General features: G+C 60.5%; 37 protein-coding genes. 35 read left to right on the forward strand and 2 right to left on the reverse strand.

Annotation, left to right across the window (positions count from 1 at the left end):
• From tuf to ABJ363_07735, 35 genes are all read left to right on the forward strand, one after another.
• Positions 1-139, forward strand: a 139-nt coding sequence (tuf, locus tag ABJ363_07565) for an elongation factor Tu (protein ID MEP4378844.1), incomplete at its 5' end; no start/stop codon positions are given.
• Between the two features lie 60 nt (positions 140-199).
• A complete protein-coding gene (gene rpsJ / locus ABJ363_07570; GenBank protein ID MEP4378845.1) occupies positions 200-508 on the forward strand; it encodes a 30S ribosomal protein S10 in 309 nt (102 codons plus the stop codon).
• Positions 509-517: 9 nt separating this feature from the next.
• A complete protein-coding gene (gene rplC / locus ABJ363_07575; protein MEP4378846.1) occupies positions 518-1,330 on the forward strand; it encodes a 50S ribosomal protein L3 in 813 nt (270 codons plus the stop codon).
• A gap of 5 nt (positions 1,331-1,335) precedes the next feature.
• A complete protein-coding gene (gene rplD / locus ABJ363_07580) occupies positions 1,336-1,956 on the forward strand; it encodes a 50S ribosomal protein L4 (GenBank protein MEP4378847.1) in 621 nt (206 codons plus the stop codon).
• A complete protein-coding gene (locus ABJ363_07585; GenBank protein ID MEP4378848.1) occupies positions 1,953-2,282 on the forward strand; it encodes a 50S ribosomal protein L23 in 330 nt (109 codons plus the stop codon). Before rplD ends, ABJ363_07585 begins: the two co-directional genes overlap by 4 nt.
• Before the next feature lie 10 nt (positions 2,283-2,292).
• A complete protein-coding gene (gene rplB, locus ABJ363_07590) occupies positions 2,293-3,117 on the forward strand; it encodes a 50S ribosomal protein L2 (protein ID MEP4378849.1) in 825 nt (274 codons plus the stop codon).
• A gap of 12 nt (positions 3,118-3,129) precedes the next feature.
• Positions 3,130-3,408, forward strand: a complete 279-nt coding sequence (rpsS, locus tag ABJ363_07595) for a 30S ribosomal protein S19 (protein MEP4378850.1) — start codon at positions 3,130-3,132, stop codon at positions 3,406-3,408.
• A 2-nt stretch (positions 3,409-3,410) separates the two neighbouring features.
• A complete protein-coding gene (gene rplV / locus ABJ363_07600) occupies positions 3,411-3,788 on the forward strand; it encodes a 50S ribosomal protein L22 (GenBank protein ID MEP4378851.1) in 378 nt (125 codons plus the stop codon).
• Between the two features lie 2 nt (positions 3,789-3,790).
• Positions 3,791-4,483: a 30S ribosomal protein S3 gene (gene rpsC, locus ABJ363_07605; protein ID MEP4378852.1), complete on the forward strand. Its 693-nt coding sequence runs from the start codon at positions 3,791-3,793 to the stop codon at positions 4,481-4,483.
• A gap of 18 nt (positions 4,484-4,501) precedes the next feature.
• The gene (rplP, locus tag ABJ363_07610; GenBank protein ID MEP4378853.1) at positions 4,502-4,915 is read left to right on the forward strand and encodes a 50S ribosomal protein L16; all 414 of its coding nucleotides are present in this window, start codon (positions 4,502-4,504) and stop codon (positions 4,913-4,915) included.
• A 5-nt stretch (positions 4,916-4,920) separates the two neighbouring features.
• Complete coding sequence (gene rpmC, locus ABJ363_07615) at positions 4,921-5,115, forward strand: 50S ribosomal protein L29 (GenBank protein ID MEP4378854.1); 195 nt, start codon at positions 4,921-4,923, stop codon at positions 5,113-5,115.
• Positions 5,116-5,126: 11 nt separating this feature from the next.
• Positions 5,127-5,366 (forward strand): 30S ribosomal protein S17, encoded by a 240-nt coding sequence (gene rpsQ, locus ABJ363_07620; protein ID MEP4378855.1) that lies wholly within the window; start codon positions 5,127-5,129, stop codon positions 5,364-5,366.
• Between the two features lie 36 nt (positions 5,367-5,402).
• Positions 5,403-5,771 carry a 50S ribosomal protein L14 gene (rplN, locus tag ABJ363_07625; GenBank protein MEP4378856.1) on the forward strand — a complete coding sequence of 123 codons (369 nt, stop codon included), beginning with the start codon at positions 5,403-5,405 and terminating at the stop codon, positions 5,769-5,771.
• A 17-nt stretch (positions 5,772-5,788) separates the two neighbouring features.
• Complete coding sequence (rplX, locus tag ABJ363_07630) at positions 5,789-6,106, forward strand: 50S ribosomal protein L24 (GenBank protein ID MEP4378857.1); 318 nt, start codon at positions 5,789-5,791, stop codon at positions 6,104-6,106.
• Between the two features lie 7 nt (positions 6,107-6,113).
• Entirely contained in the window at positions 6,114-6,656 is a 543-nt protein-coding gene (gene rplE, locus ABJ363_07635; GenBank protein MEP4378858.1) for a 50S ribosomal protein L5, read from the forward strand.
• Between the two features lie 24 nt (positions 6,657-6,680).
• Positions 6,681-6,986: a 30S ribosomal protein S14 gene (gene rpsN, locus ABJ363_07640; GenBank protein ID MEP4378859.1), complete on the forward strand. Its 306-nt coding sequence runs from the start codon at positions 6,681-6,683 to the stop codon at positions 6,984-6,986.
• Positions 6,987-6,998: 12 nt separating this feature from the next.
• Entirely contained in the window at positions 6,999-7,397 is a 399-nt protein-coding gene (gene rpsH / locus ABJ363_07645) for a 30S ribosomal protein S8 (protein MEP4378860.1), read from the forward strand.
• A 30-nt stretch (positions 7,398-7,427) separates the two neighbouring features.
• Positions 7,428-7,961, forward strand: coding sequence for a 50S ribosomal protein L6 (rplF, locus tag ABJ363_07650; protein ID MEP4378861.1), 534 nt, complete (start codon positions 7,428-7,430; stop codon positions 7,959-7,961).
• Positions 7,958-8,320 carry a 50S ribosomal protein L18 gene (rplR, locus tag ABJ363_07655; GenBank protein MEP4378862.1) on the forward strand — a complete coding sequence of 121 codons (363 nt, stop codon included), beginning with the start codon at positions 7,958-7,960 and terminating at the stop codon, positions 8,318-8,320. Before rplF ends, rplR begins: the two co-directional genes overlap by 4 nt.
• 12 nt (positions 8,321-8,332) lie before the next feature.
• Positions 8,333-8,947: a 30S ribosomal protein S5 gene (gene rpsE / locus ABJ363_07660; GenBank protein MEP4378863.1), complete on the forward strand. Its 615-nt coding sequence runs from the start codon at positions 8,333-8,335 to the stop codon at positions 8,945-8,947.
• Positions 8,940-9,134, forward strand: coding sequence for a 50S ribosomal protein L30 (gene rpmD, locus ABJ363_07665; GenBank protein MEP4378864.1), 195 nt, complete (start codon positions 8,940-8,942; stop codon positions 9,132-9,134). Before rpsE ends, rpmD begins: the two co-directional genes overlap by 8 nt.
• A gap of 12 nt (positions 9,135-9,146) precedes the next feature.
• Positions 9,147-9,701, forward strand: coding sequence for a 50S ribosomal protein L15 (gene rplO, locus ABJ363_07670; protein ID MEP4378865.1), 555 nt, complete (start codon positions 9,147-9,149; stop codon positions 9,699-9,701).
• 73 nt (positions 9,702-9,774) lie between these two features.
• Positions 9,775-11,115, forward strand: a complete 1,341-nt coding sequence (gene secY / locus ABJ363_07675; protein ID MEP4378866.1) for a preprotein translocase subunit SecY — start codon at positions 9,775-9,777, stop codon at positions 11,113-11,115.
• A 22-nt stretch (positions 11,116-11,137) separates the two neighbouring features.
• The gene (locus ABJ363_07680) at positions 11,138-11,716 is read left to right on the forward strand and encodes an adenylate kinase (protein ID MEP4378867.1); all 579 of its coding nucleotides are present in this window, start codon (positions 11,138-11,140) and stop codon (positions 11,714-11,716) included.
• Between the two features lie 102 nt (positions 11,717-11,818).
• The gene (gene rpsM, locus ABJ363_07685) at positions 11,819-12,190 is read left to right on the forward strand and encodes a 30S ribosomal protein S13 (protein ID MEP4378868.1); all 372 of its coding nucleotides are present in this window, start codon (positions 11,819-11,821) and stop codon (positions 12,188-12,190) included.
• Positions 12,191-12,214: 24 nt separating this feature from the next.
• Entirely contained in the window at positions 12,215-12,607 is a 393-nt protein-coding gene (gene rpsK / locus ABJ363_07690) for a 30S ribosomal protein S11 (protein MEP4378869.1), read from the forward strand.
• A gap of 94 nt (positions 12,608-12,701) precedes the next feature.
• Positions 12,702-13,721: a DNA-directed RNA polymerase subunit alpha gene (locus ABJ363_07695; protein MEP4378870.1), complete on the forward strand. Its 1,020-nt coding sequence runs from the start codon at positions 12,702-12,704 to the stop codon at positions 13,719-13,721.
• Between the two features lie 27 nt (positions 13,722-13,748).
• Positions 13,749-14,180 carry a 50S ribosomal protein L17 gene (gene rplQ / locus ABJ363_07700; protein MEP4378871.1) on the forward strand — a complete coding sequence of 144 codons (432 nt, stop codon included), beginning with the start codon at positions 13,749-13,751 and terminating at the stop codon, positions 14,178-14,180.
• Positions 14,181-14,325: 145 nt separating this feature from the next.
• Positions 14,326-15,699, forward strand: coding sequence for a Do family serine endopeptidase (locus tag ABJ363_07705; GenBank protein MEP4378872.1), 1,374 nt, complete (start codon positions 14,326-14,328; stop codon positions 15,697-15,699).
• A complete protein-coding gene (locus ABJ363_07710; GenBank protein MEP4378873.1) occupies positions 15,696-17,033 on the forward strand; it encodes a replication-associated recombination protein A in 1,338 nt (445 codons plus the stop codon). Before ABJ363_07705 ends, ABJ363_07710 begins: the two co-directional genes overlap by 4 nt.
• A gap of 40 nt (positions 17,034-17,073) precedes the next feature.
• Positions 17,074-17,454 carry a fluoride efflux transporter CrcB gene (gene crcB, locus ABJ363_07715; protein MEP4378874.1) on the forward strand — a complete coding sequence of 127 codons (381 nt, stop codon included), beginning with the start codon at positions 17,074-17,076 and terminating at the stop codon, positions 17,452-17,454.
• Entirely contained in the window at positions 17,451-18,425 is a 975-nt protein-coding gene (locus tag ABJ363_07720; GenBank protein ID MEP4378875.1) for an RluA family pseudouridine synthase, read from the forward strand. The genes crcB and ABJ363_07720 overlap by 4 nt, the downstream gene beginning before the upstream one ends.
• 129 nt (positions 18,426-18,554) lie before the next feature.
• Positions 18,555-21,470, forward strand: coding sequence for an AsmA family protein (locus ABJ363_07725; protein ID MEP4378876.1), 2,916 nt, complete (start codon positions 18,555-18,557; stop codon positions 21,468-21,470).
• A complete protein-coding gene (locus ABJ363_07730) occupies positions 21,445-22,179 on the forward strand; it encodes an ATP12 family protein (GenBank protein ID MEP4378877.1) in 735 nt (244 codons plus the stop codon). The genes ABJ363_07725 and ABJ363_07730 overlap by 26 nt, the downstream gene beginning before the upstream one ends.
• Before the next feature lie 79 nt (positions 22,180-22,258).
• Positions 22,259-23,791 (forward strand): acyl-CoA carboxylase subunit beta, encoded by a 1,533-nt coding sequence (locus ABJ363_07735; protein ID MEP4378878.1) that lies wholly within the window; start codon positions 22,259-22,261, stop codon positions 23,789-23,791.
• Between the two features lie 15 nt (positions 23,792-23,806).
• Here ABJ363_07735 and ABJ363_07740 read toward each other — a convergent pair whose 3' ends face one another.
• Together ABJ363_07740 and ABJ363_07745 are read right to left on the reverse strand one after the other, a co-directional pair.
• On the reverse strand, positions 23,807-24,541 hold the full coding sequence (locus ABJ363_07740; protein ID MEP4378879.1) for a DUF1698 domain-containing protein: 735 nt from the start codon (positions 24,539-24,541) through the stop codon (positions 23,807-23,809).
• A 10-nt stretch (positions 24,542-24,551) separates the two neighbouring features.
• Positions 24,552-26,417 (reverse strand): adenylate/guanylate cyclase domain-containing protein, encoded by a 1,866-nt coding sequence (locus ABJ363_07745; protein ID MEP4378880.1) that lies wholly within the window; start codon positions 26,415-26,417, stop codon positions 24,552-24,554.
• Position 26,418: the final 1 nt, after the last annotated feature.

Genomic DNA, 26,418 nt, shown 5'->3' on the forward strand with positions numbered 1-26,418 from the left:
GATGGTGATGCCGGGCGACAACATCCAGATGGTTGTGAACCTGATTGCACCGATTGCGATGGATGACGGTCTGCGCTTCGCCATTCGCGAAGGTGGCCGCACCGTCGGCGCCGGCGTCGTCACCTCCATCATCGAATAGGCATACAACGGATCGGCGGTTCCCTCATGGGACCGCCGGTCGTTTTAACGGGACACCGAAATGGATAGTCAACACATACGGATCCGGCTTAAGGCCTTTGATCACCGCGTGCTCGACCAGTCGGCGAGCGAGATCGTCGGCACGGCCAAGCGGACCGGTGCAGAGGTTCGGGGTCCCATCCCTTTGCCAACACGAATTGAAAAATTTACGGTTCTTCGTTCGCCGCACGTCAATAAAAAGGCGCGTGAGCAGTTCGAGATTCGTACCCACAAACGTCTGCTCGACATTATCGACCCGACGCCACAGACGGTTGACGCGCTTATGAAGCTCGACCTGGCGGCGGGTGTCGACGTGGAAATCAAGCTTTAAGGGGCCGAGATGCGTACCGGCATCATTGCAGAGAAACTGGGTATGACCCGCGTCTTCGACGACGGCGGCAATCACATCCCGGTCACGGTTTTGAAGGTCGACGGCTGTGATGTCGTCGATCAGCGCACCATTGAACGCGACGGATATACGGCCCTCCAGGTCGGTACCGGCAACGCGAAACCCAAACGTGTCGGCAAGGCCATGCGTGGCCATTTCGCCAAGGCGAAGGTCGAGCCGCGGCGCCGGGTCACGGAATTTCGTGTCGCCGAGGATGCGTTGCTGGATATTGGTTCGCGGATCAGCGTCGAACATTTCGTCTCGGGCCAGTTCGTTGACGTCACCGGCACATCGATTGGTAAAGGTTTTGCCGGTGCGATGAAGCGACATCACTTCGGTGGACTGCGGGCCACTCATGGTGTTTCGATTTCCCATCGAAGTCACGGTTCAACGGGGCAGTGTCAGGATCCGGGCAAGGTATTCAAGGGCAAGAAAATGGCCGGTCATATGGGTGCAACCCGGGTGACCACCCAGAATCTGCGTATCGTGGGGACCGATCTGGACGAAGGCCTGATCCTCGTTGAGGGTGCGGTGCCGGGCTCCAAAGGCGGCTACGTCTTGGTGCGGGACGCGATCAAGAAGACGCTTCCCGAGGATGTGCCCTATCCGACAGTCGCATCGGATGCGCCGGTTGAGGATACCCCGGAAGAAGTTGTTGCCGCCGACGAGGGTGTCGAAGACGCCACCGCGGCTGAGGCGCCTGCTGACGATAGTGCCGACAGCGCGGATACCGCCGCTTCGGACGATACGGAATCGAAGGACTGACCCGCATGAAACTCAAGGTCGTCAATCTTGAAAACAAGGCTGCCGGAGAAATCGATCTCGATGACGGCATCTTTGGCGCGCCGCTCCGCAAGGATCTGCTGGCGCGTGCCGTCAATTATCAGCTCGCCAAGCGCCGTCAGGGTACACACAAGACCAAGACCCGTGGCGAGATCAATGGCAGTACCGCGCGACCGTGGCGCCAGAAGGGTACGGGCCGTGCACGTGCGGGTGACCGCAAGGCCGGTCATTGGCGCGGTGGTCAGACGACATTCGGCCCGCAGCCGCGCGACCATTCGATGGATCTGCCGAAGAAGGTGCGCAAGCTGGCACTGAGAGTTGCTCTCTCGTCCAAGCATGCGGACGGCAAACTGGTTGTACTCGACACTGCGAGCGCTGCTGAGCCGAAGACAAAGGCAATCGCTGCACAGCTCAAGGCTCTCGGGCTTTCATCGGCTCTCATTGTCGACGGCACCGAGCTGGATCGTAATTTCCAGTTGGCGGCCCGCAATATTCACGGTGTCGACCTTCTGCCCCAACAGGGCGCGAACGTTTACGACATTCTGCGCCGCGACACGCTGGTGCTGACGCGCCAGGCCGTCGAACAGCTTCAGGAGCGCCTCCGATGAGCTCTAATCGCAAGCCCCGCGGCCGAATTCAGGTTTCGAATGAGCGTATGTACGAGCTCGTTCGTTCGCCGATCATTACCGAAAAAGCGACGCTGGTGTCGGAGCATAACCAGGTCATGTTCCGGGTACCGGTGGACGCGACCAAGCCTGAAATTCGGGCTGCGGTCGAAGGTCTGTTCAACGTCAAGGTAACGGCCGTGAACACGATCCTGCAGAAAGGCAAGACCAAACGCTGGCGCGGTCAGCCGGGTCGCCGAAATGATGTGAAGAAGGCCGTTGTGAGTCTCGCCGATGGCGATTCGATCGACATCACGACGGGCGTCTAGAGGGTTCGAAATGGCACTAAAGCAGTTCAAATCGATCACCCCGGGACAACGTGGACTCGTCCTCGTTGATCGTTCGGAACTTTGGAAAGGTGGCCCTGAAAAGGCACTGACCGAAGGTCTGAACAAGAAGGGTGGCCGCAACAACACCGGTCGGATTACCGCGCGACGTCGCGGTGGCGGGCACAAGCGCCTGTACCGGCATGTCGATTTCAAACGTCGCAAATATGATGTGCCGGCGACCGTCGAGCGGATCGAATATGATCCCAATCGTACGGCATTCATTGCGCTGATCGCATACGAAGATGGTGAGAAGAGCTACATCCTGGCGCCGCAGCGCCTGAATGTCGGTGACACGGTCGTCGCCGCACAGCGCGCCGATGTGAAGCCGGGCAATGCAATGCCGCTGCGCTCGATCCCGATCGGGACCATCATTCACAATGTTGAGCTCAAGGCCGGTGCCGGCGGCAAGATGGCGCGCGCGGCGGGTACCTATGTGCAGCTGGTTGGCCGTGACCGCGGTTACGGGCTGCTAAAGCTCGCCTCGGGCGAGGTGCGAATGGTGCGTCAGGAATGCATGGCGACTATCGGTGCGGTGTCGAACCCGGACCAGGGCAACATCAAACTGGGTAAGGCCGGCCGTAAACGCTGGCTTGGCAAGCGTCCGTCTGTTCGCGGCGTTGCCATGAACCCGATCGATCATCCTCATGGTGGTGGCGAAGGCCGGACGTCCGGTGGTCGCCATCCTGTAACCCCATGGGGCAAGCCGACCAAGGGCAAGCGGACACGGTCTAACAAGAAGACCGATTCGCTGATCCTGCGTCGGCGCGCGAAGTAGAGGAGAACGGCAGTGGCACGTTCTGTATGGAAAGGTCCGTTTGTCGACAGCTATCTGCTCAAGAAAGCAGAAGTGGCGCGGGCGTCAGGCCGTAACGATGTGATCAAGACCTGGTCGCGCCGTTCCACGATCCTGCCCCAGTTCGTCGGTCTGACATTCGGTGTCTACAACGGTCAGAAATTTATTCCGGTTCTCGTGACAGAGAACATGGTGGGGCAGAAGTTCGGCGAGTTCTCGCCGACCCGTTCCTACTTCGGGCATACGGCCGACCGTAAGTCGAGGCGGGCATAGTCATGGGCAAGAAAGCCACACCGCGGAACCTGGCTGATACCGAGGCCCGCGCCGTTATCAAGAACCTCCGGGTCAGTCCGCAAAAGCTGAACCTTGTCGCGGCGCAGATCCGCGGCAAGCCGGTGCAGCGCGCGCTCATGGATCTGGAATTCTCGCGTCGGCGCATTGCGCAGTCGGTCAAGGCTGGCCTCGAAAGTGCAATCGCGAATGCGGAAAACAATCATCAACTCGACGTCGACCGCCTGGTCGTTGCCGAGGCCACTGTTGGCAAAGGACTCGTGATGAAACGCTGGCGCGCGCGCGCGCGCGGACGCGTTGCGCGAATTCACAAGCCGTTCAGCCAGATCACGCTCGTCGTTCGCGAGCAGGGAGAGGCATAAGTATGGGTCAGAAAATCAACCCGATAGGGCTTCGGCTCGGTATCAACCGGACCTGGGATTCCAGGTGGTATGCCGAAGGTCAGGCCTATGGCAGCCTCCTGATGGAGGACTTGGAACTGCGTCGCGTGCTCGAAAAGCGCCTCGCGGGTGCCGGTGTCAGCCGGATCATCATCGAGCGGCCGGCCAAGAAAGCACGCATCACCATTCACTCGGCTCGCCCGGGCGTGGTGATTGGCAAGAAGGGCGCCGACATCGAGAAATTGCGTAGCGATATTGCACGCATGACCGGTTCCGAGGTGAGCCTCAACATCGTCGAAGTGCGCAAGCCCGAGATCGATGCGGCACTGGTGGCCGAGAATATCGCACAGCAGCTTGAGCGTCGCGTCGGTTTCCGCCGGGCGATGAAGCGCGCCGTGCAGAATGCCATGCGCCTGGGTGCGCTTGGCGTACGTGTGATGTGTGGTGGCCGTCTCGGCGGCGCCGAAATCGCGCGGACCGAGCAGTATCACGAAGGTAGTGTGCCCCTGCACACCCTGCGCGCCGACGTGCAGTACGGCACGGCGACTGCCATGACCACTTACGGCACTTGCGGCGTGAAGGTCTGGGTCTACCGCGGTGACATCATGGAACATGATCCGATGGCACAAGACCGCCGGATCGAGGAACAGCAGTCGGGCGGAATGCCGGCTCGGTAGCCGCCCGGAGGTCTAGAGATGCTAAGTCCAAAAAGAACAAAGTACCGCAAACAGCACAAGGGCCGCCTGCATGGCGTTGCCCAATCCGGCAATTCGCTGAATTTCGGCTCCTATGGGCTGAAGGCGATCACGCCGGGGCGTGTGACGGCCCGCCAGCTTGAGGCTGCCCGCCGTGCAATGACGCGTCATATGAAGCGCGCCGGTCGTGTGTGGATCCGGGTTTTTCCCGATGTGCCCGTCAGTCAGAAGCCGGCGGAAGTGCGCATGGGTAAGGGCAAGGGTACCCCCGAATATTGGATGGTCCGGGTCAAGCCGGGTCGGGTGATGTTCGAGATCGATGGCGTGCCGGATGATGTCGCGCGCGAAGCATTTGAACTCGCTTCGGCGAAGTTGCCGCTTCAGACACGTGTCGTGTCGCGGATGTTGGGATAATTGTCATGAAAGCGACGGATATCCGGGCAAAAACCGAAGATGAACTGCGTGACGAACTGCGCGGTTTGAAGAAAGAGGCGTTCAACCTGCGGTTTCAGCAGGCGAGCGGCCAACTAGAGAATACGGCGCGGGTGCGCGATGTGCGACGGGATATCGCGCGCGTGCAGACAGTGCTCAACGAGCGCCGTCTGGCGCAATAGGAGTTAGCAGGATGCCGCGACGCGTTCTTACCGGCACGGTGGTGAGCAACAAGATGGACAAATCGGTCACGGTTCGCGTGGACCGGCGTGTTCGCCACCCGATCTATAAGAAGTTCATGACCCAATCGAAGAAGATTGCGGCCCATGACGCAGAAAACAGCCTCGAAATTGGCGATGTGGTTCGCATACGTGAATGTCGTCCGATTTCGAAGTCCAAGCATTTCGAAGTGATTGAAAAGGTTGGCGCCTAAGGCATTTGCCAGGGCCGTCATTGAGGACAGAAGACAATGATTCAGATGCAGACCAACCTGGAAGTCGCTGACAATAGCGGCGCGCGCCGGGTGCAGTGCATCAAGGTGCTGGGCGGATCAAAGCGCATGACCGCCGGCGTGGGTGACGTGATTGTGGTGTCCGTTAAGGAAGCCATTCCGCGCGGCCGCGTGAAGAAGGGTGAAATCCATCGTGCCGTTATCGTGCGCACGAAGAAGGATATCAGCCGCTCGGATGGCAGCACGATCCGTTTCGACAGCAATGCTGCCGTACTCATCACCCCGCAAGGCGAGCCCATCGGGACACGCATTTTCGGTCCGGTGACGCGTGAACTTCGCGCGCGGCGTTACATGAAGATCATTTCGCTGGCGCCGGAGGTGCTTTGATGGCGACAACTGCGAATATCAAGATGCGGGTGAAGCGCGGCGACCAGGTCGTCGTTCTCACGGGCCGTGACAAAGGCAAGACCGGCGAAGTGCTGCGCGTCGATCGCGAGCGCAACCGGGTTCTGGTTCAGGGCGTGAATATGGCCAAACGCCATCAGCGCCCGACCCAGACATCGCCCGGCGGCATAAACGAGTTCGAGGCGTCGATCCATGTATCGAACGTCGCCTTGATTGACCCTGACACAAGAAAGCCGACCCGTGTCGGCTACAAGACTCTCGACGACGGCCGCAAAGTTCGCTTTGCCAAGCGGTCCGGCGAGATCATTGACCAATAGGTGTGACATGACAACACGATTGGCCGAGCATTATGAGAGCGTCCTCAAGCCGAAACTGAAGGAACAGTTCGGGTATCCGAACGACCTGGCGGTTCCGCGCCTGGACAAGATTGTTCTCAATATGGGACTTGGCGAAGCGACGCAGGATTCGAAAAAGATCGAAACTGCGACGAACGAGATGGGCTTGATCGCCGGGCAGAAGGCACAAATCACCACTGCCAAGCAATCGATCGCGAACTTCAAACTCCGGGAAGGGGTGGCAATCGGCTGCAAGGTAACGTTGCGTCGTGAGCGGATGTTCGAGTTCCTGGACCGTTTGGTAACAATCGCTTTGCCGCGCGTCCGCGATTTTCGCGGCTTGCGTCCGACCAGTTTTGACGGACGTGGGAACTACGCGATGGGGCTGCGTGAGCAGATTGTGTTCCCGGAAATCAATTATGACGAGGTCGACGAAATTCGCGGCCTCGATGTCATCATTTGCACGACCGCAGATACGGATGACGAAGCGCGCGAACTTCTGCGCGGCTTCGAAATGCCGTTCCGCGAATAGACGTCGGTCAGGAGACCTAACGATATGGCAAAGAAGAGTGCGATCGAGAAGAACAAGCGGCGGCGCAAGCTGGTTGACCAGTATGCTGCCAAGCGTGATGAGCTGAAGGCCATTGCGCGCGATTCTTCACGTCAGCCCGAAGAGCGGTTCGCAGCGCGTATGAAACTCGCGAAACTGCCGCGCAATTCCGCAAAGGTTCGAATTCGTAACCGGTGCGAACTGACGGGGCGTCCGCGGGCGTATTACCGCAAGTTCCGCATGTCGCGGATTGCCCTGCGTGAACTGGGTTCCACAGGCCGTATTCCCGGTCTTGTGAAGTCGAGCTGGTAGGGGAGCGCACATATGTCGATGTCTGATCCTCTGGGCGATATGCTCACGCGAATTCGCAACGGACAGCGCGCGGGCCTCGGCTCCGTGGTGTCGCCGGCGTCCCGGATGCGCGAGCGCGTGCTTGACGTTCTGCAGACCGAAGGGTTTATCCGCGGATACAGTGTGGCGGAGATGCGTCAGGGTATTTCCGAGATCACGATTGAGCTGAAGTATCAGGAAGGCACACCGGTCATCCGCGAAATTCAGCGCGTATCGCGCCCCGGTCGCCGCGTATATTCGAAGATCCGCGACTTGCGCCAGGTTTATGGCGGGCTCGGGATTGCAATTTTGTCGACGCCCAAGGGCGTGCTGTCGGATAACTCCGCGCGTGCGGAGAATGTCGGCGGCGAGGTGCTGTGCCACGTCTTCTAGACGTGGGCACGGTTAAAGGAGACACGGAGTATGTCGCGAGTAGGAAGCAGCCCGGTCGCCGTCCCTGACGGTACCGACGTCCAGATTTCCGGCCAAATGGTTTCGGTCAAGGGCAAGTTGGGCGAGCTGGCGGTTGAATTGCCTTCCGATGTCGAAGTGACTCAGGATGGCAGCGATATCGTCGTCAAACCACGGTCAACCAGCAAGCGTGCCCGCATGTCATGGGGTACGTCGCGCGCATTGGTGAACAACCTCGTCTTGGGTGTCACCGACGGTTTCACCAAGACTTTGGAGATCACGGGCGTTGGCTATCGTGCGGCCGTACAGGGCAAGACCCTGAACCTGCAGCTCGGTTTCAGTCACGATGTGAATTTCCCGATCCCCGAGGGGATTTCGATCACTTGCGAAGGTCAGACGACGATCGTGATTTCGGGAGCCGATAAGCAGGCTGTGGGTCAGGTCGCCGCAAAGATTCGCGGCTATCGCAAGCCGGAGCCCTACAAGGGCAAGGGTATCAAGTACGCGGGTGAGGTAATCATTCGCAAGGAAGGTAAGAAGAAATGACGTCGACCCTACGCAATCTGGCAATCCGGCGGCGCAATCGCGTTCGCTCGAAGCTGCGGCGCGTCGCGAAGAGCAGTCGGCCGCGTCTCAGCGTGTTCCGTTCCGGCCGGCATATCTATGCGCAGGTCATCGACGATACCGCCGGCGCGACTCTCGCCGCGGCCTCATCGAAAGACAAGGAATTCAAGACCGGCAAGGGCTGGAATATCGATGGTGCGTCGGAAGTCGGCAAGTTGATTGCCGAACGCGCCAAGGCCGCCGGTGTCTCGGACGTCGTGTTCGATCGCGGCAGTTATCTTTTTCATGGCCGGGTGAAAGCCCTGGCCGAAGCCGCGCGTGGCGGCGGTTTGAACTTCTAGGGGTCGTCAGGAATGGCACAGGCACCACAACGCAATCGGCGTGATGGCGGCGGTCGTCGCGACAATCGTGAAGACAGCGAGTTCGTCGAACGCCTCGTCAGCATTAACCGTGTGGCGAAGGTTGTAAAAGGCGGACGACGGTTCGGTTTCGCGGCCATCGTCGTGGTCGGCGACCAGAACGGCCGGGTCGGACATGGTTCCGGCAAGGCCCGCGAAGTTCCCGAGGCTATTCGCAAGGCGACGGAATCGGCTAAGCGGGGGATGGTCCGTGTGCCGCTGCGCGAAGGGCGCACGCTGCATCATGATGTACAGGGCCATTTTGGCGCCGGTCACGTGGTCCTGCGGGCTGCGCCGGCGGGTACGGGTATCATCGCCGGTGGTCCGCTGCGCGCGGTGTTCGAATGCCTCGGCGTTCAGGATGTCGTGGCGAAGTCCATCGGCACGTCCAACCCGCATAACATGATCAAGGCGTCCTTCGAGGCGCTCGAGAACATGATGTCGCCGCGCGCCGTTGCTGCGCGTCGTGGGTTGAAAGTTGCCGACATCATCGGACGCCGCGGTGTCCAGGATTCGGTCGGCGGCGGTGAAGAGGCCGAGACGGCAGAGGCGGAGGCCGAAAATGGCTGATGCAAAGAAAACTGTTCGTGTCACGCAGCATGGCAGCGCAATCGGGCGCCGGGGTGATCAGCGTCAGACGTTGATCGGTCTTGGCCTCAACAAGCGCCATCGCACACGTGAATTGGAAGATACCCCTGCCGTGCGCGGCATGATCGAGAAGGTGAAGCATCTCGTTCGTGTCGAAGATGCGGACTGACGGATAGAGATCATGAATATCAACGAATTATCTGACAATCAGGGTGCCCGTCGCGCACGCAAACGTGTTGGTCGTGGCCCGGGATCCGGGCTCGGCAAAACCGGCGGTCGCGGCATGAAGGGTCAGAAGTCACGCTCCGGCGTGGCAATCAAGGGTTTCGAGGGTGGCCAGATGCCGCTTTATCGGCGGTTGCCCAAGCGCGGCTTTACCAAGCCGAACCGCGCCGATCTGGCTGAACTCACCCTGGGCCGCCTGCAGGCTGCGATCGACAGCAAGAAGCTTGATGCCGGCAGTGCGATCACCGAGGATGCGCTCGTCGCCGCCGGTGTGGTGCGCCGCAAACTCGATGGTGTTCGTCTTCTGGCGACCGGCGAACTCACGTCCAAGGTCAGCCTTGAACTGGCCAGTGCCACACGCGGTGCTATTGCGGCGGTGGAGAAGGCCGGCGGTTCGATCACCGTGTCGATTCAGCCGAAAGAAAAGACCCCGCGTACCGTCAAGACAGTGCCCGATGGCAATGCGGCGCCGGCGGAGAACGACGCCGATGAGGAAAGCACGGAATCGTAAACGGATTTTGTATTGATCCGAGACCGTGATCACCCACATGGATCGTGACGAAACGTTGCGAACGGAATATTAGATGGCGAGTACAGCCGAGCAAATCGCCTCGAACTTGAACTTTGGAGCCTTTTCGAAGGCGACAGAACTCAAGAAGCGCCTGTGGTTTACCCTGGGGGCACTGATCGTCTACCGGCTGGGCACGTTCATCCCGATCCCGGGCATCGATCCGGCCATTATTGGCGATATTTTTGCCCAGCAGTCGGATGGAATTCTCGGCGTGTTCGATGCGTTCGCCGGCGGTGCCCTGTCTCGCATGAGCATCTTCGCGCTCAATGTTATTCCGTATATCTCCGCGGCGATTATCATGCAGTTGATGACGGCCATATCGCCGAGCATGGAGCAGCTCAAGAAAGAAGGCGAATCCGGCCGCAAAAAAATAAACCAGTACACCCGATATCTAACGGTTTGCCTGGCGATCGTGCAGGCCTACGGGCTTTCGGTGGGGCTTGAGAGCCTGGCGACGTCCCAGGGTGCCGCGGTCGAAAATCCGGGTCTCTTCTTCCGCGCGAGCACCGTGATCACCATCGTCGGCGGCACCATGTTCCTGATGTGGCTGGGCGAACAGATCACGGCACGTGGTGTCGGCAATGGCATTTCGCTGATTATTTTCGCCGGCATCGTGGCGGCCTTGCCGACGGCGCTGGCATCGACCCTCGAACTGGGACGTACCGGGGCACTGTCGGCGCTGTTCATCATCGGCTTCCTGATTTTCGCCGTGGCGGTCATTACCTTCATCGTGTTCTTCGAACGCGCGCAGCGCCGGATCATCGTTCAGTATCCGAAGCGCCAGGTCGGTAACCGCATGTTCGGCGGGGAATCGTCCCATATACCGCTGAAGCTCAACACGTCGGGCGTCATTCCGATCATCTTCGCAACGTCGATCCTGCTGACGCCGGTTTCAATCGCAGGTTTCTCGGGCGGCGGCGGCGGAATTCTGAATTCCGTGACGGCCGTGATCGGACGCGGGCAACCGCTGTTTTTCCTGTTGTTTGCCGCGCTCATCATTTTCTTTGCGTTCTTCTACACGGCGATTGTCTTCAATCCCGAAGAGACGGCGGACAATCTGAAGAAAAACGGCGGCTTCGTGCCCGGCATTCGTCCCGGCAAGAATACGGCAGAATTCTTTGACTATGTCCTCACACGATTGACGGTAGTAGGTGCGGGCTATCTCACATTGGTCGCCCTGTTGCCCGAGATCCTGATTTCGAGATTCTCGGTGCCGTTCTTCTTCGGTGGTACGAGCCTGTTGATCGTCGTCGTGGTTTCACTGGATACAGTGGCGCAGATCCAGAGCCATCTGTTGGCGCATCAGTATGAAGGCCTGATCCGTAAGGCCAAGCTGAAGGGCCGACGCGGCTAACGGTTTGCGGGGTATTGGGGCGATGAATTTTATCCTTCTGGGGCCGCCGGGCGCGGGCAAGGGAACGCAAGCCAAGCTGCTTGTCGACAATCATGGCGTCGTCCAATTGTCGACCGGTGACATGCTTCGCGCGGCGGTTGCATCGGGCAGCGCGCTCGGTGCCGAGGCGAAAACGGTGATGGACGCCGGCAAACTGATGCCGGATGACATTATGGTGGAGATTATTTCGGCGCGTATCGCCGAGCCGGACTGTGTGAACGGGTTTATTCTCGATGGTTTCCCGCGCACGACGGCGCAGGCGAATGCATTGGATAAGATGTTGGAAGAAAAAGGACTTCCGCTGGATCATGTGATCGAAATATCGGTCGATGATGCTGTCCTGATCGACCGGATTAATGCGCGTGTCGCCGAGACGCCGGAAGCGGACCGGCGTGACGACGACAATGCAGAAACGCTGAAGCATCGGCTTTCGGTGTATCACGAACAAACCGCCCCGATACTGCCGTATTACGAATCCCGGGGCATGTTGAAGAAAGTCGATGGAATGCAGTCGATCGACGAAGTGTCTAAACAGATAGAGGCGATCATTTCGGCGGGCTAAGCTGTTGACCCTATGGCGGAAATTCATATAATCCCGCCGCTCGGGCAACCTTACCAAATTTGGCCGTTTTGACCGCACCGTAACCATGAAGGAGTTCGGAACGTGGCGCGTATTGCTGGTGTCAACATTCCAACACAGAAGCGGGTTCCGATCGCGCTGACCTATATCCACGGGATCGGTCACACGAAGGCGGAAGAGATTTGCGAGAAGTGCAATATTCCGCTGGAACGGCGTGTCCATGAACTGACCGACGATGAGGTCATTCGGGTTCGCGAGATGATCGACCAGAGCTATCAGGTCGAAGGTGATTTGCGGCGTGAAGTTGCGATGAACATCAAGCGATACATGGACCTCGGTTCGTATCGTGGCGTGCGCCATCGCAAAGGCTTGCCCGTAAACGGACAGCGCACACACACAAACGCGCGCACCCGCAAGGGCAAGGCTCGGCCGATTACCGGCAAGAAAAAAGTCTAGGGCGCAGGACAAGGTAGAAAAGTAATGGCAAAGGCCGCGACAGCGCGTGTCCGTAGACGCGAACGCAAGAACATCACTTCGGGTGTTGCGCATGTAAGCGCGACATTCAACAACACTCACATCACGATCGCGGATGCGCAGGGCAATGCTATTGCCTGGTCGTCCGCCGGTTCCCAGGGATTCAAGGGTTCGCGTAAATCGACCCCGTATGCCGCGCAGATGGCGGCAGAAGATGCGGGTCGCAAGGCGCAGGAACACGGTATGAAAACCCTCGCCGTTGAGGTGAAGGGGCCGGGTTCGGGGCGTGAGTCCGCGCTGCGTGCGTTGCAGGCAGTCGGATTCGAGATCACCGCCATTCGCGATGTGACCCCGGTTCCGCATAACGGTTGCCGGCCGCGCAAACGTCGGCGCGTCTGATTTTCCACCCAACCGGGTGCTGACTACTAAATTTCATCGGCAGATGCCGAAACCCGGCGCAGCTGCGCCGGACAAGATTTGAGGACGAATCCAGATGCTCCAGAAAAATTGGACCGAACTGATCAAGCCTAGCAAGCTCGACATAGCCGGCGGCTCCAACCCGTCACGCCAGGCATCGGTTGTCGCCGAACCCCTCGAGCGTGGCTTCGGATTGACCCTCGGCAATGCGATGCGCCGGGTTCTCATGTCGTCGCTTCAGGGCGCTGCCGTAACGTCGCTTCAGATCGAAGGTGTTCTTCACGAATTCTCCTCGATTCCCGGCGTGCGTGAGGATGTCACCGACATCGTCCTGAACATCAAGGGAATGGCGCTACGTATGCACAGCGAGGGTCCCAAGCGCATGACGCTGACGGCGACCGGGCCTGGCGAGGTCAAGGCCAGCCAGATCGAGACCGGCCCGGACATCGAGATCATGGATCCCGATCACATTCTGATGACGCTCGATCAGGGCGCGCGGGTGGTCATGGAACTCACGGTCGAATCCGGGAAGGGTTACGTCCCGGCGGCGCAGAATCGCGCGGCGGACGCGCCGATCGGCCTGATCCCGGTCGATGCCCTGTTCTCGCCGATCACGAAGGTCTCCTATCACGTCGGTAACGCACGTGTGGGTGAACGGACCGATCTGGACAAGCTGACCATGGACATCGAGACCAATGGCGCGATCACGCCGGAAGACTGCATGGCGCTGGCCGCCCGCATTCTCCAGGACCAGCTCCAGCTCTTCGTAAACTTCGAAGAGCCCAAGGCGGCCCAGCCAGTCGAAGAAATCGATGACGAGCTCGAGTTCAACCGCAATCTGCTGCGCAAGGTGGATGAACTGGAACTTTCCGTCCGCTCGGCCAACTGCCTGAAGAACGACAACATCGTGTATATCGGTGATCTCGTTCAGAAGACCGAAGCCGAGATGCTGCGGACCCCGAATTTCGGGCGCAAGTCGCTCAACGAAATCAAGGAAGTGCTGGCCCAGATGGGACTGCACCTCGGTATGGAGATTCCGGCCTGGCCGCCGGAGAACATCGAAGATCTGGCAAAACGCCTCGAGGAACCGTTCTAGCGGTCCACGGAATCAGGAGTAGTTAAGATGCGTCACCGTAAGGGTCCGCGGAAGCTCAATCGGACGAGCAGTCATCGCAAGGCCATGTTCGCCAATATGGCGGCAGCGCTGGTCAAGCATGAGCAGATTACGACCACCTTGCCGAAGGCCAAGGAGCTGCGGCGTGTCGTCGACAAGCTCGTTTCGCTCGGCAAGCGCGGCGATCTGCATGCCCGCCGTCAGGCGCTCAGCACGTTGCGTGATCGCGCGTTGGTCGAAAAACTCTTCTCGACGCTGGCCGAGCGATATGCCGACCGTCCTGGCGGGTACACCCGGGTATTGAAGGCGGGCTATCGCTATGGCGATTCCGCGCCGATCGCCATCATCGAGCTTGTGGACCGTGACGAGGACGCCAAGGGCCTCGATTCCGGCCCGGTACAGTTTGCGGATGATGAAGTGCTCCAGGAGGCTGTTGCCTGAGCGGCTTTCAGCGAATTGAATTCCGAAAGGCCGCCTTCGGGCGGCCTTTTGCGTCTGGGTCCGTGAATCGCGGCCCGAACGGGGTTAAAATCGAACTATGCGAACGGCATCTCATATCCTCATCGGGTCGGTCCTGTTGGTGGCAATGTTGCTTCCACCTGGGTTGGCGCAGGCCCAGAATGCTGTGCCCGATACGCGCGAACAGGTCATGCTGTCCTTCGCCCCGCTGGTCCGTGCGGCGAGCCCGGCCGTCGTGAACGTTTTCACGCGCAAGGCCGTGCGCCGCCGCGGGCCGGCTTCGCCCTTGTTTAACGACCCGTTCTTTCGCAGGTTTTTCGGCGACGCGCTGGGCTCGGTCCAGCCGCGCGAGCGCGTCGAGAATTCGCTGGGATCTGGCGTGATCGTGCGTCCGGATGGCCTAATCGTGACCAATTTCCACGTCATCGACGGCGCGGACAGTATTACCGTCGTTCTCTCCGACCGGCGGGAATTCGACGCGACCATCCTGCGCGAAGACGAACGGACCGACCTGGCGATTCTGAAGATCGATGCCGGCGCGGAGGCATTGCCGGCCATCGCGTTGAGCGACAGTGACGAGTTGGAGGTCGGTGATCTCGTGCTCGCGATAGGCAATCCGTTCGGGGTCGGCAAGACAGTCACCAGCGGCATCGTATCGGGGCTCGCACGGACCCAGGTCGGTATCTCCGACTTCAATTTTTTCATACAGACCGACGCGGCCATCAACCCCGGTAACTCCGGCGGCGCGTTGCTCCGCATGGATGGCACTCTGGCCGGTATCAATACGGCGATCTTCTCGCGCAGCGGCGGAAGTCAGGGCATCGGATTTGCCATCCCGGCGAACATGGTGCGAACGGTCATCGACGGGGCCGCCGCCGGGACCGCCTTGCGCCGGGCCTGGTTGGGTGCATCCTTCGAGACCGTCACGGCTGAAATCGCGGAGGCGATCGGGTTGGCGCGCCCGGAAGGGGTGATCCTGTCGGGCGTTCATGACCAGGGGCCGGCGCTGCGGGCGGGTTTACGGTCCGGCGATATCATCACGGCATATAACGGGCAACCGGTGTTCGATACCGAGGGACTTCGGTTCCGGATCGCGACGGGAATCGTCGGCGATGAAGCGAAGCTTGCGGTGCGCCGGCCGGACGGCGAGCATGACATTAGCCTCGTGCTGGAACTCCCGCCCGAGGTCCCACCCCGTAATGAGCGCGTGCTGGAAGGGCGTCATCCGATCGCCGGTGCGACGGTCGCCAACCTGTCGCCTGCCGTGGCCGAAGAGATGGGGCGCGATCATTTCGAGAAAGGCGTTGTCGTCCGGGCCATTGCCTCGGGGAGTCCGGCGCACCGTTTGAGCTTTCAGATCGGGGATGTGATTTTTGCGATTAACCAGGTGGAGGTTCGGTCGGTCGTCCATGTTCGTGAATTGACCGCGGCGCCGGCACCACAATGGACCATCACCGTCCGGCGGGATGGGCGGCTGTTTTCATTGACGGTCGCGGGATGAGCATTCCCGACAACCAGTCGGAGATGTTCGCGGGTCAGGCCCCGCGGCCCCTGGCAGATCGATTGCGCCCTGAAACGATCGGGGAAGTGGTCGGGCAGGGGCATTTGCTCGGCACCGAGGGCCCGATAGGTCGAATGGTCGCGAATGAGCGGTTGGCCAGCATGGTGCTTTGGGGGCCCCCGGGTTGCGGCAAGACCACGATTGCCCGGCTGCTGGCACGCGAAACAGACTTCGCGTTCGAACCTTTGTCGGCTGTCTTTTCGGGTGTCGCCGATCTGCGAAAGGTCTTTGAACGCGCCGCTGCACGCCGCGCGGGCGGGCAGGGTACGCTGCTGTTCATCGATGAAATTCATCGCTTCAACCGGGCACAGCAGGACGGGTTCCTGCCGTATGTGGAGGATGGGACGGTTACGCTGATCGGTGCGACGACCGAGAATCCGTCGTTCGAGATCAACGCAGCGCTTCTGTCGCGCTGTCAGGTGTTCGTCCTGAACCGGCTCGATGAGGCGGCGCTGGAGGAATTGCTGGCGCGCGCCGAGGCCCTCGAGGAACGGGGATTGCCCGTTGATGGACAGGCGCGCCAGGCGCTCAAGGCGATGGCCGATGGCGATGGGCGCTACCTGCTGAATCTCGCGGAAGAACTGTTCGCGCTGCGGCGCACCGGTGAACCCGACGATATTCTTGATACCGCGCGACTTATTGAAACCGTACAAAATCGCGCGCCGCTTTATGACAAAAGCCAGGAGGCTCACTACAACCTGATCAGCGCGCTGCACAAATCCCTGCGCGGTTCTGATGTGGATGCAGCGTTGTACTGGCTGGCCCGGATGCTGGCGGGCGGCGAGGATCCACGCTTCGTGGCGCGGCGTCTGGCGCGGGCCGCGGTCGAGGATATCGGTCTGGCAGACCCGCAAGCGCTGCCGCAAGCGCTGGCGGCGTGGGAAGCCTATGAGCGGATTGGTACGCCCGAAGGTGAACTCGCGCTGGCGCAATGCGTGATTTACCTGGCGAGCGCCCCGAAATCGAACGCGTCGTACAAGGCATTTGGTTCGGCGATGCGAATGGCACGGGATACAGGTTCGCTGGCGCCGCCCAAACACATCCTCAACGCCCCTACGGGTCTGATGAAGGACCTGGGCTATGGCGACGGTTATGCGTATGACCATGACGCTGAGGACGGTTTCTCGGGTCAGAATTATTTTCCCGACGGGATCGAGCGGACCCAGTTCTATAAGCCGGTGGAACGCGGGTTCGAACGCGAAATTGGCAAACGGCTTGAATATTGGACGAAGCTACGTGCCGGGCGTGTCGCGAGCGACGGCCCGAAGGATTGATGAGAATGGCTGTTTCGAAAACCCCGCAATGGTGCACGGCATGAACATGTTGCTTGCGATCGCATTCGGCGGCGCGATGGGTGCGCTTGGCCGGCATTTCGTGAATGTCGGGGTGGCCAGCTGGGTTGGTCTCGGCATTCCCTGGGGGACGCTCACCGTCAATATCGTCGGGTCTTTCGCGATGGGCGTCCTGGTCCATATCATGGCCACCACGTGGAGCGTGACACCGGAAGTGAGGGCGTTGCTCACCGTCGGCGGCCTCGGGGCATTCACCACGTTCTCGACCTTCTCGCTCGATGCGATTGTCCTCTACGAGCGGGGCCAGGTGATGTTTGCCGCGGGCTACGTGCTGGCATCGGTCGTCGGTGCGATTGGCGCGCTGCTGGTTGGCCTGCGCCTGGCGCGGATTGTGATCGCATGAGCCAGGATGATCATTCAGCCGTCCGCCATGTGGCTGTCCAGCCGGATGACGGCGAAGTGCGGCTCGACAGATGGTTTAAACGCCACTATCCGGACGTCTCCTACGGTCAGGTGGCGAAATGGTTGCGCACCGGCCAGGTTCGGGTGGACGGGCATCGTGCCAAGCCCGGACAGCGGGTGAGTCAGGGGCAGGAAATTCGCGTCCCGCCCATGCCGCCATCGCGGACAGCCGAGAGACCCGCCGCGCGGCGCCGCCCCCCGGTCGATCGGGCGGACGCGGCCGCCTTGCGGGAATCCATTATCTATAAGGATGAACAACTGATTGCCTTGAACAAGCCTGCCGGTCTTGCCGTGCAGGGCGGGTCCAAGACCCACCGGCATCTGGACGGCATGCTCGATGCATTGCAGTTCGATGCCAAGGATCGCCCGCGCCTCGTACACCGCCTCGACAAGGACACCAGCGGCTTGTTGTTGTTGGCACGCGACCGTCAGACGGCCTCGCAGTTGGCTGTTCTGTTTCAGGGGCGTGAAGTCCAGAAGACCTATTGGGCGCTCGTTGTCGGGATTCCGGACCATGAGTCCGGTGTGATCGACGCCCGGCTTGCCAAACGTGGCGGCGATGGGAGCCAGCGCGTCGAATCGGTCGATGACGGCCAGGCGGCGGAAACCGAGTATCGGATTCTAGATCACGCCGCGCGGCGCATCGCCTGGCTCGAATTGCGACCTCGAACCGGCCGGACCCATCAGTTGCGTGCGCATTGCAAGGCCATGGGAACGCCGATCGTGGGTGACGGCAAATATGGCGGTCGCGAGAGCGACGTGGAGGGCCTGCCGCAGCGACTGCACTTGCATGCGCGTGGGTTGACCTTGCCGTACCCCGCCGGCGGCGAACGTCTCACGCTCGAAGCACCGTTGGACGATGTCCTTGCGAAAAGCTGGGCGTTCGTGGGGTTTGACGCGAAAATGACCTGAATTGCGGCTATTCTGTGGAAATTCCCGCAATCGCAATAAATGGCACTCGCCCGCACACGCAAGGTGGGATAGTCACGTGCCATCGGCATAGTCGCGTCGTCGGTTTCATCGAAGGAAGATCTCCGCATCATGCGCCTCAGGACGGTCCTCAAGATAAGCTTCGTCGTTGTTGTGACCCTGCTCGTCGCAATTGTTGCGGTTGTCTTCAACCTCGACCCAAACGACCACAAGGACCGGATCGCTGCCTTTGTGGAGCGTGAGACGGGCCGCACCCTGACGATGGCAGGGCCGATCGATCTTGAATGGGGTCGCACTACGCGGATCGCCGTACGGGATGTCAGCCTGTCCAACCCGGCTTGGGCGCAGGCGCCGCAGATGGTGCAGATCGCCGAGGCCGATATCAAATTCGCGCTCCTGCCGCTTCTGGCCGCACGGATCGACATCGACAATTTGACGTTGCGTGGCGCGCGTCTGTTTCTCGAGACCGAAGCTGACGGCCGAAGCAGCCTCGACTTCGCCGATGGCGATACGGATTCGAACAAAGACGACGATGGCGGAAAATTGAGTGTCGATCTCGAGATCGCGGAACTGGAGGTCGAGGATGTCCGGTTCTCCGTTCGCGACGGCGCGGCGGGCACCGAGACGATCGGGACCATCCAGCGCGTGAAAGCGCTGCCGTCCGAACCGGGCGCGCCTCTCGACATTGATATTGCGGCAGACATACGCCTTGGCGACAGCATCGCCAAGATCGACCTCGATGGTCAGATCGGATCGTGGAACGACATCATCCGGGGTGACCGTACGGTGCCGTTCGATCTTGTGGGCGAGGCACTGGGGCTGAGTGTCGAAATCGACGGTGCCGTTCGCGGCCCCGACAATCCGTCGGGTTTTGACGTGGATATCCTCATGGCGGGCGACGCGGTGGCCTCGATTCAGCCGTTTCTCGAGACCCCGCTGCCGAAGTTGGGGTCGATGTCCCTTTCCGCGAATGTCAGCGGCGGGCAGAGCAACCCCGTCGTCAACCTCGTCCACCTCGATGTTGCAAACATTCACATTACCGGAACGACCAGGTTCGCTCTATCCGACGATCTTTCGGATTTCGACTTCGACCTAAAGGCCGAATTCCGCGATCAGAACCTGGCACCGGTGGAACCTCTGGCCAGAATTACCCTGGCCCAGCTGGGGCCTGTGAGGGGTGTCGTAAACATCAAGGGCGATCTCGAATCGATGCGTTTCGAGCCCAACCGGGTGGCGGTCGCCGACAGTTTCCTGTCGGGCTCGGTTACGGTGGGGCCGATGTTGGGTGATCCTGACGTCGCCTATGACTTGATCCTAACGACGGACGGTCAGACGCTGGATGTTGTGGAGCCGATTGTGGGCGTTTCCCTGCCGAAGGTCGGACCCGTCAGGGGCGAAATACGTGCGATCGGCAATCTGGACAAGGCACGGGTCGAGACAACAGGGCTGAATGCCGGTGGGACGCGCGGAACCGGACGCGTTGATCTCGCGAAGCTCGAAGCGGACGAACCGGGAGTCACACTCGACCTCAAGCTGGCGGCGACTGATCAGTCACTCGACCCTGTACGCGATATGCTTGGCGACGAAATGGCGGATCTGGGGCCTGTCGGCGGAAATGTCGCGGTGACCGGGACATTGCCGGCAATGCTGCTGACGCTCGAGGGTTTTGCTGTCGATCAGGTTCGGGCCAATGGTGAAGTCACTCTGGATGTTGATGCGGAGCAGCCCCTCAAGGGGTATCGGCTCGAGCTGACCAGTACCGGGCAGGACCTTGCGAAGTTCCAGCCGCTGACGGGCGTGAAGTGGCCTGAACTCGACCCGGTTGATCTGGTCGCGTCCGTGCAAGGTGATCTCGCGAAGCTGGCGATCGACAATTTCTCCTTCCACAGCGTGACGACGGATCTGGCTGGCCGCGGTCGCGTGGTGTTCGATCCGAACGCGATCGAGGTCGAAGCGGTGGTGACGTCCGATGTTACCGACCTCACGCGTTTGTTTCCGGATTACGAGCCGGCGCGCGCGCCCGAGTTGATTTCGGCCGAAGAGGCCAGGGCGGCGGTGCCCGCCGAGCGCCAGACGAAAGTATTTTCGACCGAGCCTCTGCCACTCGACTTCCTGCGGACGGCAAATCTCGATATTTCGTTCAGGCCCAAGAAACTCGTGACGCCATACGGCTTGTTCGAAAACGTGAACCTCCGGGTGGTTCTGGAAGAAGATGCCCTGAATGTGCGTCCGCTCGAAGCGCGCTATGCAAACAGCGATCTTCGCGGCGATATCAGCCTCGATGCCCGCGGACAGTTGCCCCTGATCGGCGTGTCACTGCGTGCACCGAACCTCCAGATCGGCCAACTGTTGAAGGATTTCGCCAATCTCGATGTTCTCGAAGGGCAGGGCGCTGTCGACATCGCGCTTTCAGGGGCCGGTGACTCCGTCGCTGCGATCGCCGCCAGCCTGAACGGGCATGCGCGCCAGTTGATGGGCAAGGGTCGCATGCGGAATGAAGGCCTCGGCTATGTAAGCGGCATATTCTCCGGAATCGGCGAAGCGCTCGGCGGCAAGAAGTGGGTGGCCGTCGATTGTCTGGCGAATGATTTCCAGTTCGAGAACGGTATCGCGACGAGCCGGGTTAACCTGCTGAGCACAGAAGTCATCACCCTGACCGCCGATGGTTCAATCGACCTGGGCGCGGAAGCGTACAAGATGAAGATCCGACCGCGCTCGCGGGGTTTCGATCTCAGCCTCGCGGTTCCGGTCCTCATTCGCGGCCCGCTGGACGATCCCAGTTTCCTCCCCGATCCTCTGGGCACCCTGGCCAAGATCGGCAGCATTCTGGGCAGTATTGTGTTCCCGCCGGCGGCGTTGATCGGGCTGGTCGACCTCGGCGGCAACAACCATCCTTGCGTGCAGTATGCACAAGCCACCGAGGGGCAGGCGGCGCCCACGCCGTCGAGCCCCTTGGGCGACGACAAAAAGAGTCCCGTCACGAATCCCCGGCTTGCCCCCAATGTCGGCGAAAACTCGGACCGTTGATCTCGTGAAGCGGTTTTACAAGGACGTTGCGGCTGCGCCATCAGATGATGAAAGTGCGTTCGAGGTTCATCTCGATGCGCGCGGCGTACGGACGCCGATGCGCCGGCCATTGCAGGTGCCCGGACCGTCGCTGGCGGATGCGATCGCGGATGAGTGGCGTGCCCAGGCCGAGGAGATCGATGTCGAGACCATGCCCCTGACCCGGATCGCGGCCACGGCCGTGGACCGGGTAGCGGATGATCGCGAGGGATATATCGACCAGATTGCCGCCTATGGTGCGACCGATTTGGTCTGCTATCGGGCGCAGACACCGGCAGAGCTCGTCATTCGTCAGTCAAAGGCCTGGCAGCCATTGTTGGACTGGGCACGCGATACATTCGGGAGCGAACTGGTGGTGACAGATGGTTTGCTGCCGGTCGACCAACCGCCCGAATCCCTGGCGCAGTTGCGCGGGGCTGTTGCGGCGCATGATGATTATGAACTGGCGGCCCTGGGCGTCGCCACATCGGCAAGCGGATCGATCATCGTGGCCCTGGCCTTGTCAAAAGGGCATCTGGACAGTGCCACGGCGTTCGATATCGGCCAGTTGGATGAGTCCTATCAGGTAGAGTTGTGGGGCGAGGAGGCCGAGGCACAGGCCAGGCGGGATGTACTGCGGGCGGATATCGAGTGCGCCGCGTCCTTCCTGGAGCTGTTGCGCAGGGACTGAGCAGGCCGGGCCCGATCTGGCCCGAGTCCCGGCAAATCTGCTATGTGGAACATCAATCAGGTTTCGCTGGGGACGCGCGATGCAAGATATTCTGGACCAACTCGAAGCCCGGCGTGTTCGTGCACGGCTCGGCGGCGGTGAGCGCCGGATAGAGGCGCAGCATGGAAAGGGCAAGCTGACGGCGCGTGAGCGCCTCGAGTTGCTGCTCGACGAGAATTCGTTCGAGGAGTTTGACATGTTCGTCGAGCAGGCGCCGAACGAGATGACGGCGGATGTCGAGCCCATACCCGGCGACGGGGTCGTGACCGGCTGGGGCCTGATCAATGGCCGCAAGGTTTTCGTGTTTTCCCAGGATTTCACGGTCTTTGGCGGCTCGCTGTCGGAAGCGCATGCGCAGAAAATCTGCAAGGTCATGGATATGGCCATGAAGACCGGTGTGCCGGTTCTGGGCCTGAACGATTCGGGCGGTGCGCGGATCCAGGAAGGCGTCGGCTCGCTCGCGGGTTATGCGGATGTGTTTCAGCGCAACGTCAACGCCTCCGGCGTCATTCCCCAGGTCTCTGCGATCATGGGGCCATGTGCGGGCGGGGCGGTGTATTCACCGGCGATGACCGATTTCATCTTCATGGTTCAGGACACGTCCTACATGTTCGTGACCGGGCCGGAGGTGGTGAAGACCGTCACCCATGAAGATGTGAGCCAGGAAGAACTTGGCGGGGCATCGACCCACACCACCAAGTCGAGTGTCGCGGACAGCGCGTTCGAAAATGACGTGGAGATGCTGCTGCAGCTTCGCCGTTTCTATGACTTTCTGCCGATGAACAATCGTGAACAGCCGCCGGTCTGGCCGACCAGCGATCCGTTCGATCGCGAGGAGCCGTCGCTCGATACTCTGATTCCGTCGGATCCGCACAAGCCATACGATATCAAGGAGCTCATCGGGAAAGTCGTCGATGAGGGTGATTTCTTTGAACTGCAGGCAAACCATGCCGGGAACATCGTCATCGGTTTCGGGCGGATGGAGGGGCGCACCATCGGCTTTGTCGCCAACCAGCCGATGGTGCTGGCCGGTTGCCTGGATATCGATTCATCGAAGAAGGCGGCGCGCTTTGTGCGTTTCTGCGACTGTTTCAACATCCCGATCGTCACGTTCGTCGACGTGCCGGGTTTTTTGCCGGGCACTTCGCAGGAATATGGCGGCATCATCAAACACGGTGCCAAGCTGCTTTTCGCCTACGCCGAAGCGACGGTACCCAAGGTGACGCTCATCACCCGGAAGGCCTATGGCGGCGCGTATGACGTCATGTCGTCCAAGCATATCCGGGGCGACATCAACTATGCCTGGCCGACGGCGGAGATCGCGGTCATGGGCCCCAAGGGGGCAGTCGAGATCATTTATCGTGAGGATCGAGACGATCCTGAGAAGATCGAGGCACGGACCGAGGAATATCGCGCGCGCTTCGCCAACCCGTTCATTGCGGCCCAGAAGGGTTTCATCGACGACGTGATTTATCCGCACAGCACTCGTCGTCGGATTTGTCGGGCGTTACGCCTGCTCGAGAACAAGTCGCTCGAGAATCCGTGGAAGAAACACGACAACATCCCGCTCTAGCGCCGGGAGAGTTGTCTAACTCTTCGTACCCCAGACGAACCCACGGCATTGCGATACGCGGGCGGGGGTATCTGTAAGCTTCCAGCCGCGTACGGTCTCGAACCCGGACGCCTTGACCATGCCGCCCATGGCCCGCAGCGTCGGCGCCCACCAGTTGGTTTCGTTCTCGCCATATTCGTCGTTCGGATAGAATTCCATCACCATGTCGGCGCCGAAGCCCTTGCCGAGACCGCCGCGATAGGCACTGAAATCATCGGCGATGGCGGATTCGATGAACAGTTCGCTGGTGCAGACAGACGACAGCTTGTCGATTGCGTACATCGGCCAGCGCAGGTGATACAGAACGCCGAAACAGAATACGACATCGAACGTGCCGAAGGTCTCGGGTGTCAGGTCGTAGATCGTCAGTTCGTGGCGCTGACACCGATCTTCATCGTAGCCGAGTGCTTCACGGCACAAATCGAAGGTCTCCCACGCCTTTCTGTCTTCGGTCTCGAGTTGGCCGATAAAGTCGGAGAAGTCGTCGATTGCGATGACCTGATCGGCACCGCGTTTCAGCGCCTCGAACGACCAGTAGCCGTCCCATGCGCCGATATCGAGCACCCGCTTTCCCGTGAGATCGCCGGGGATACGGTAGGACGCCGCATCGATGGGCGCCCAGCCCGGGGTGGCCACCCCGTCGGGGAGTTCGATTCGGTGGTACCAGTAGGGAAAAGCCGCGACCCGGCGGTTGAGTTCATCTGCATTCATGCAAGGCTACCTAGCTGGATGCATCGCTGGCGTCGAGTTGAAATATCGAGACGGTACCCTTGCGGCCGCGGATTTCACGTTCTCCAAGGTTCTTGAGATCATACATGCCGACATTGGTTGTGCCCGCGTGGTCGCAGGTGTCACCGCTGGTCAGGACGATGCAGTCTTCGTTTGAGGCGAATTCCCTTGCCAGGGAATCGATCCGTGACGCGGTGTTCACGGCGTCTCCGACGACGGTGTAGTTCACACGGTTCCGTGAACCGATATTGCCGACAATTACCCGCCCCGTATGGACGCCGACCCGGATGCGAAGCGGTTCATCTCCGCGCGCGCGCCGCGCGTTGTTATCGGCGGTAACGCGTCGCTGAATTTTGGCCGCTGCGCGCAGCGCCCGCGCGGCGTGATCGGGGACAAGCTGCGGTGCGCCCCAGAACGCCATGATCGCGTCCCCGATATATTTATCGACCGTCCCACCTTCGGCTTCGATCGCGCTGGCCAGCATCTCGAAGTGGGAGTTCAGCATGTCGGCGATCTCGCCGGCACCCATTTGCTCTGCGCGGGTTGAAAAGCCGCGAATATCGGTGAACATGATCGTCACGATCCGTTCTTCGGATGTCTCGATCGTTTCGCCTCGCTGCATCAGGCCAAGGACGAGCTGCTTGGGGACGTAGGTTTCGAACAGCCGAAGCGCGCTGATCATGCGATTGAATGCCTGTGCGGCGTCGGAGAGCTCGGCTATCCGGCTGTCGGGTACTTGGGGGGCATTGGCCACGTCGAGGCGCGTCAGGGCGCTTGCGGATGTGACAAGGCGGCTGATTTGACGGTTCAGGCGCCGCGCGAACAAGAACCCGATCAGTACGGCGATCACCAGGATGATCAGACCGACGACGGTCATGCCGACCAGGCGCTCGACTTCGTTCCCGACGTCCTCACGCAACAGGGTGACGCCGATGGTCCAGGGGCGTTCGCCGTACCGGTTCGTGTCGCGTGTGATGACGATCCGGTCATTGTCGACCCGCGCGTCGGTGACCCGCGGTGCGTTCCGCAGGAGAGACGCTGCACGGTCGCCTCCGCCGCTGAACAGCGCAAAGGCGGGGTCGGAAAGGTCTTCTATTCGTGGCAGCGGGTTTTCGTTGGATGCGCCGGTCGGCTCGAAATCGACATTATGCAGTTGTGGATGCCCGAGAACCCGCTCGCGGTCGTAAATGATGAAGGCTTGAAGGTCGTTCCTCTGGGCGAGTATTTGCAGGAAATCCGCGATCTTCGTCATGGTCACCGGCAGTATGACCACACCGCGGAATTCTTCCCCCCGTTTGACAGGCGAAAATACCGTGACGACCGGTTGTGAAACCGCCTTGATCCAGAGCGGCGGCAACCATTGAGACCCTCCGTCGATCTTGCGGGCCGAGTCGAGAATCGTCGCCTGCCGTCGAACCAATCCCGGAGTGTCGGGCACCACAACCGCGATTCCTTCCGTGAGCGTCACGCGCATCGCCGGTCCTCGGTCGGGGACATAAACGACGGCCGTGACCTGGGGTAAGGCGGTCAGAATGCCGGAAAATGTCCGGAACACCTGATCGCGGCGGTTGTCGAGGTTGAGTCGGCCATCGGCAAACTGGGCACTCAATTCCTCGGCGGCAGACGCGACCGGATCGAACTGGCCGTCGATGCGTGACTCGACGAGGTCGAGCGTGGTGGTGGCGCGGGCGCCAAGCAGCGCGAAAGTGTTCTGGGTGGCGCCGGTCACTGTTAGCGCGAGAACGCTGCCGACGGCGAGCAGGATCAGGAGTGTGACACCCCCCACGAGGATCGTTGCGAGACCAACGCGCCGTCGACTGGGGACCGTATCGTCCGGTATCTGCGCCGATTCAGTCATG

The sequence above is a fragment of the Alphaproteobacteria bacterium genome (assembly GCA_039980135.1).
In the GTDB taxonomy this organism is placed as follows: Bacteria; Pseudomonadota; Alphaproteobacteria; order UBA6615; family UBA6615; genus UBA8079.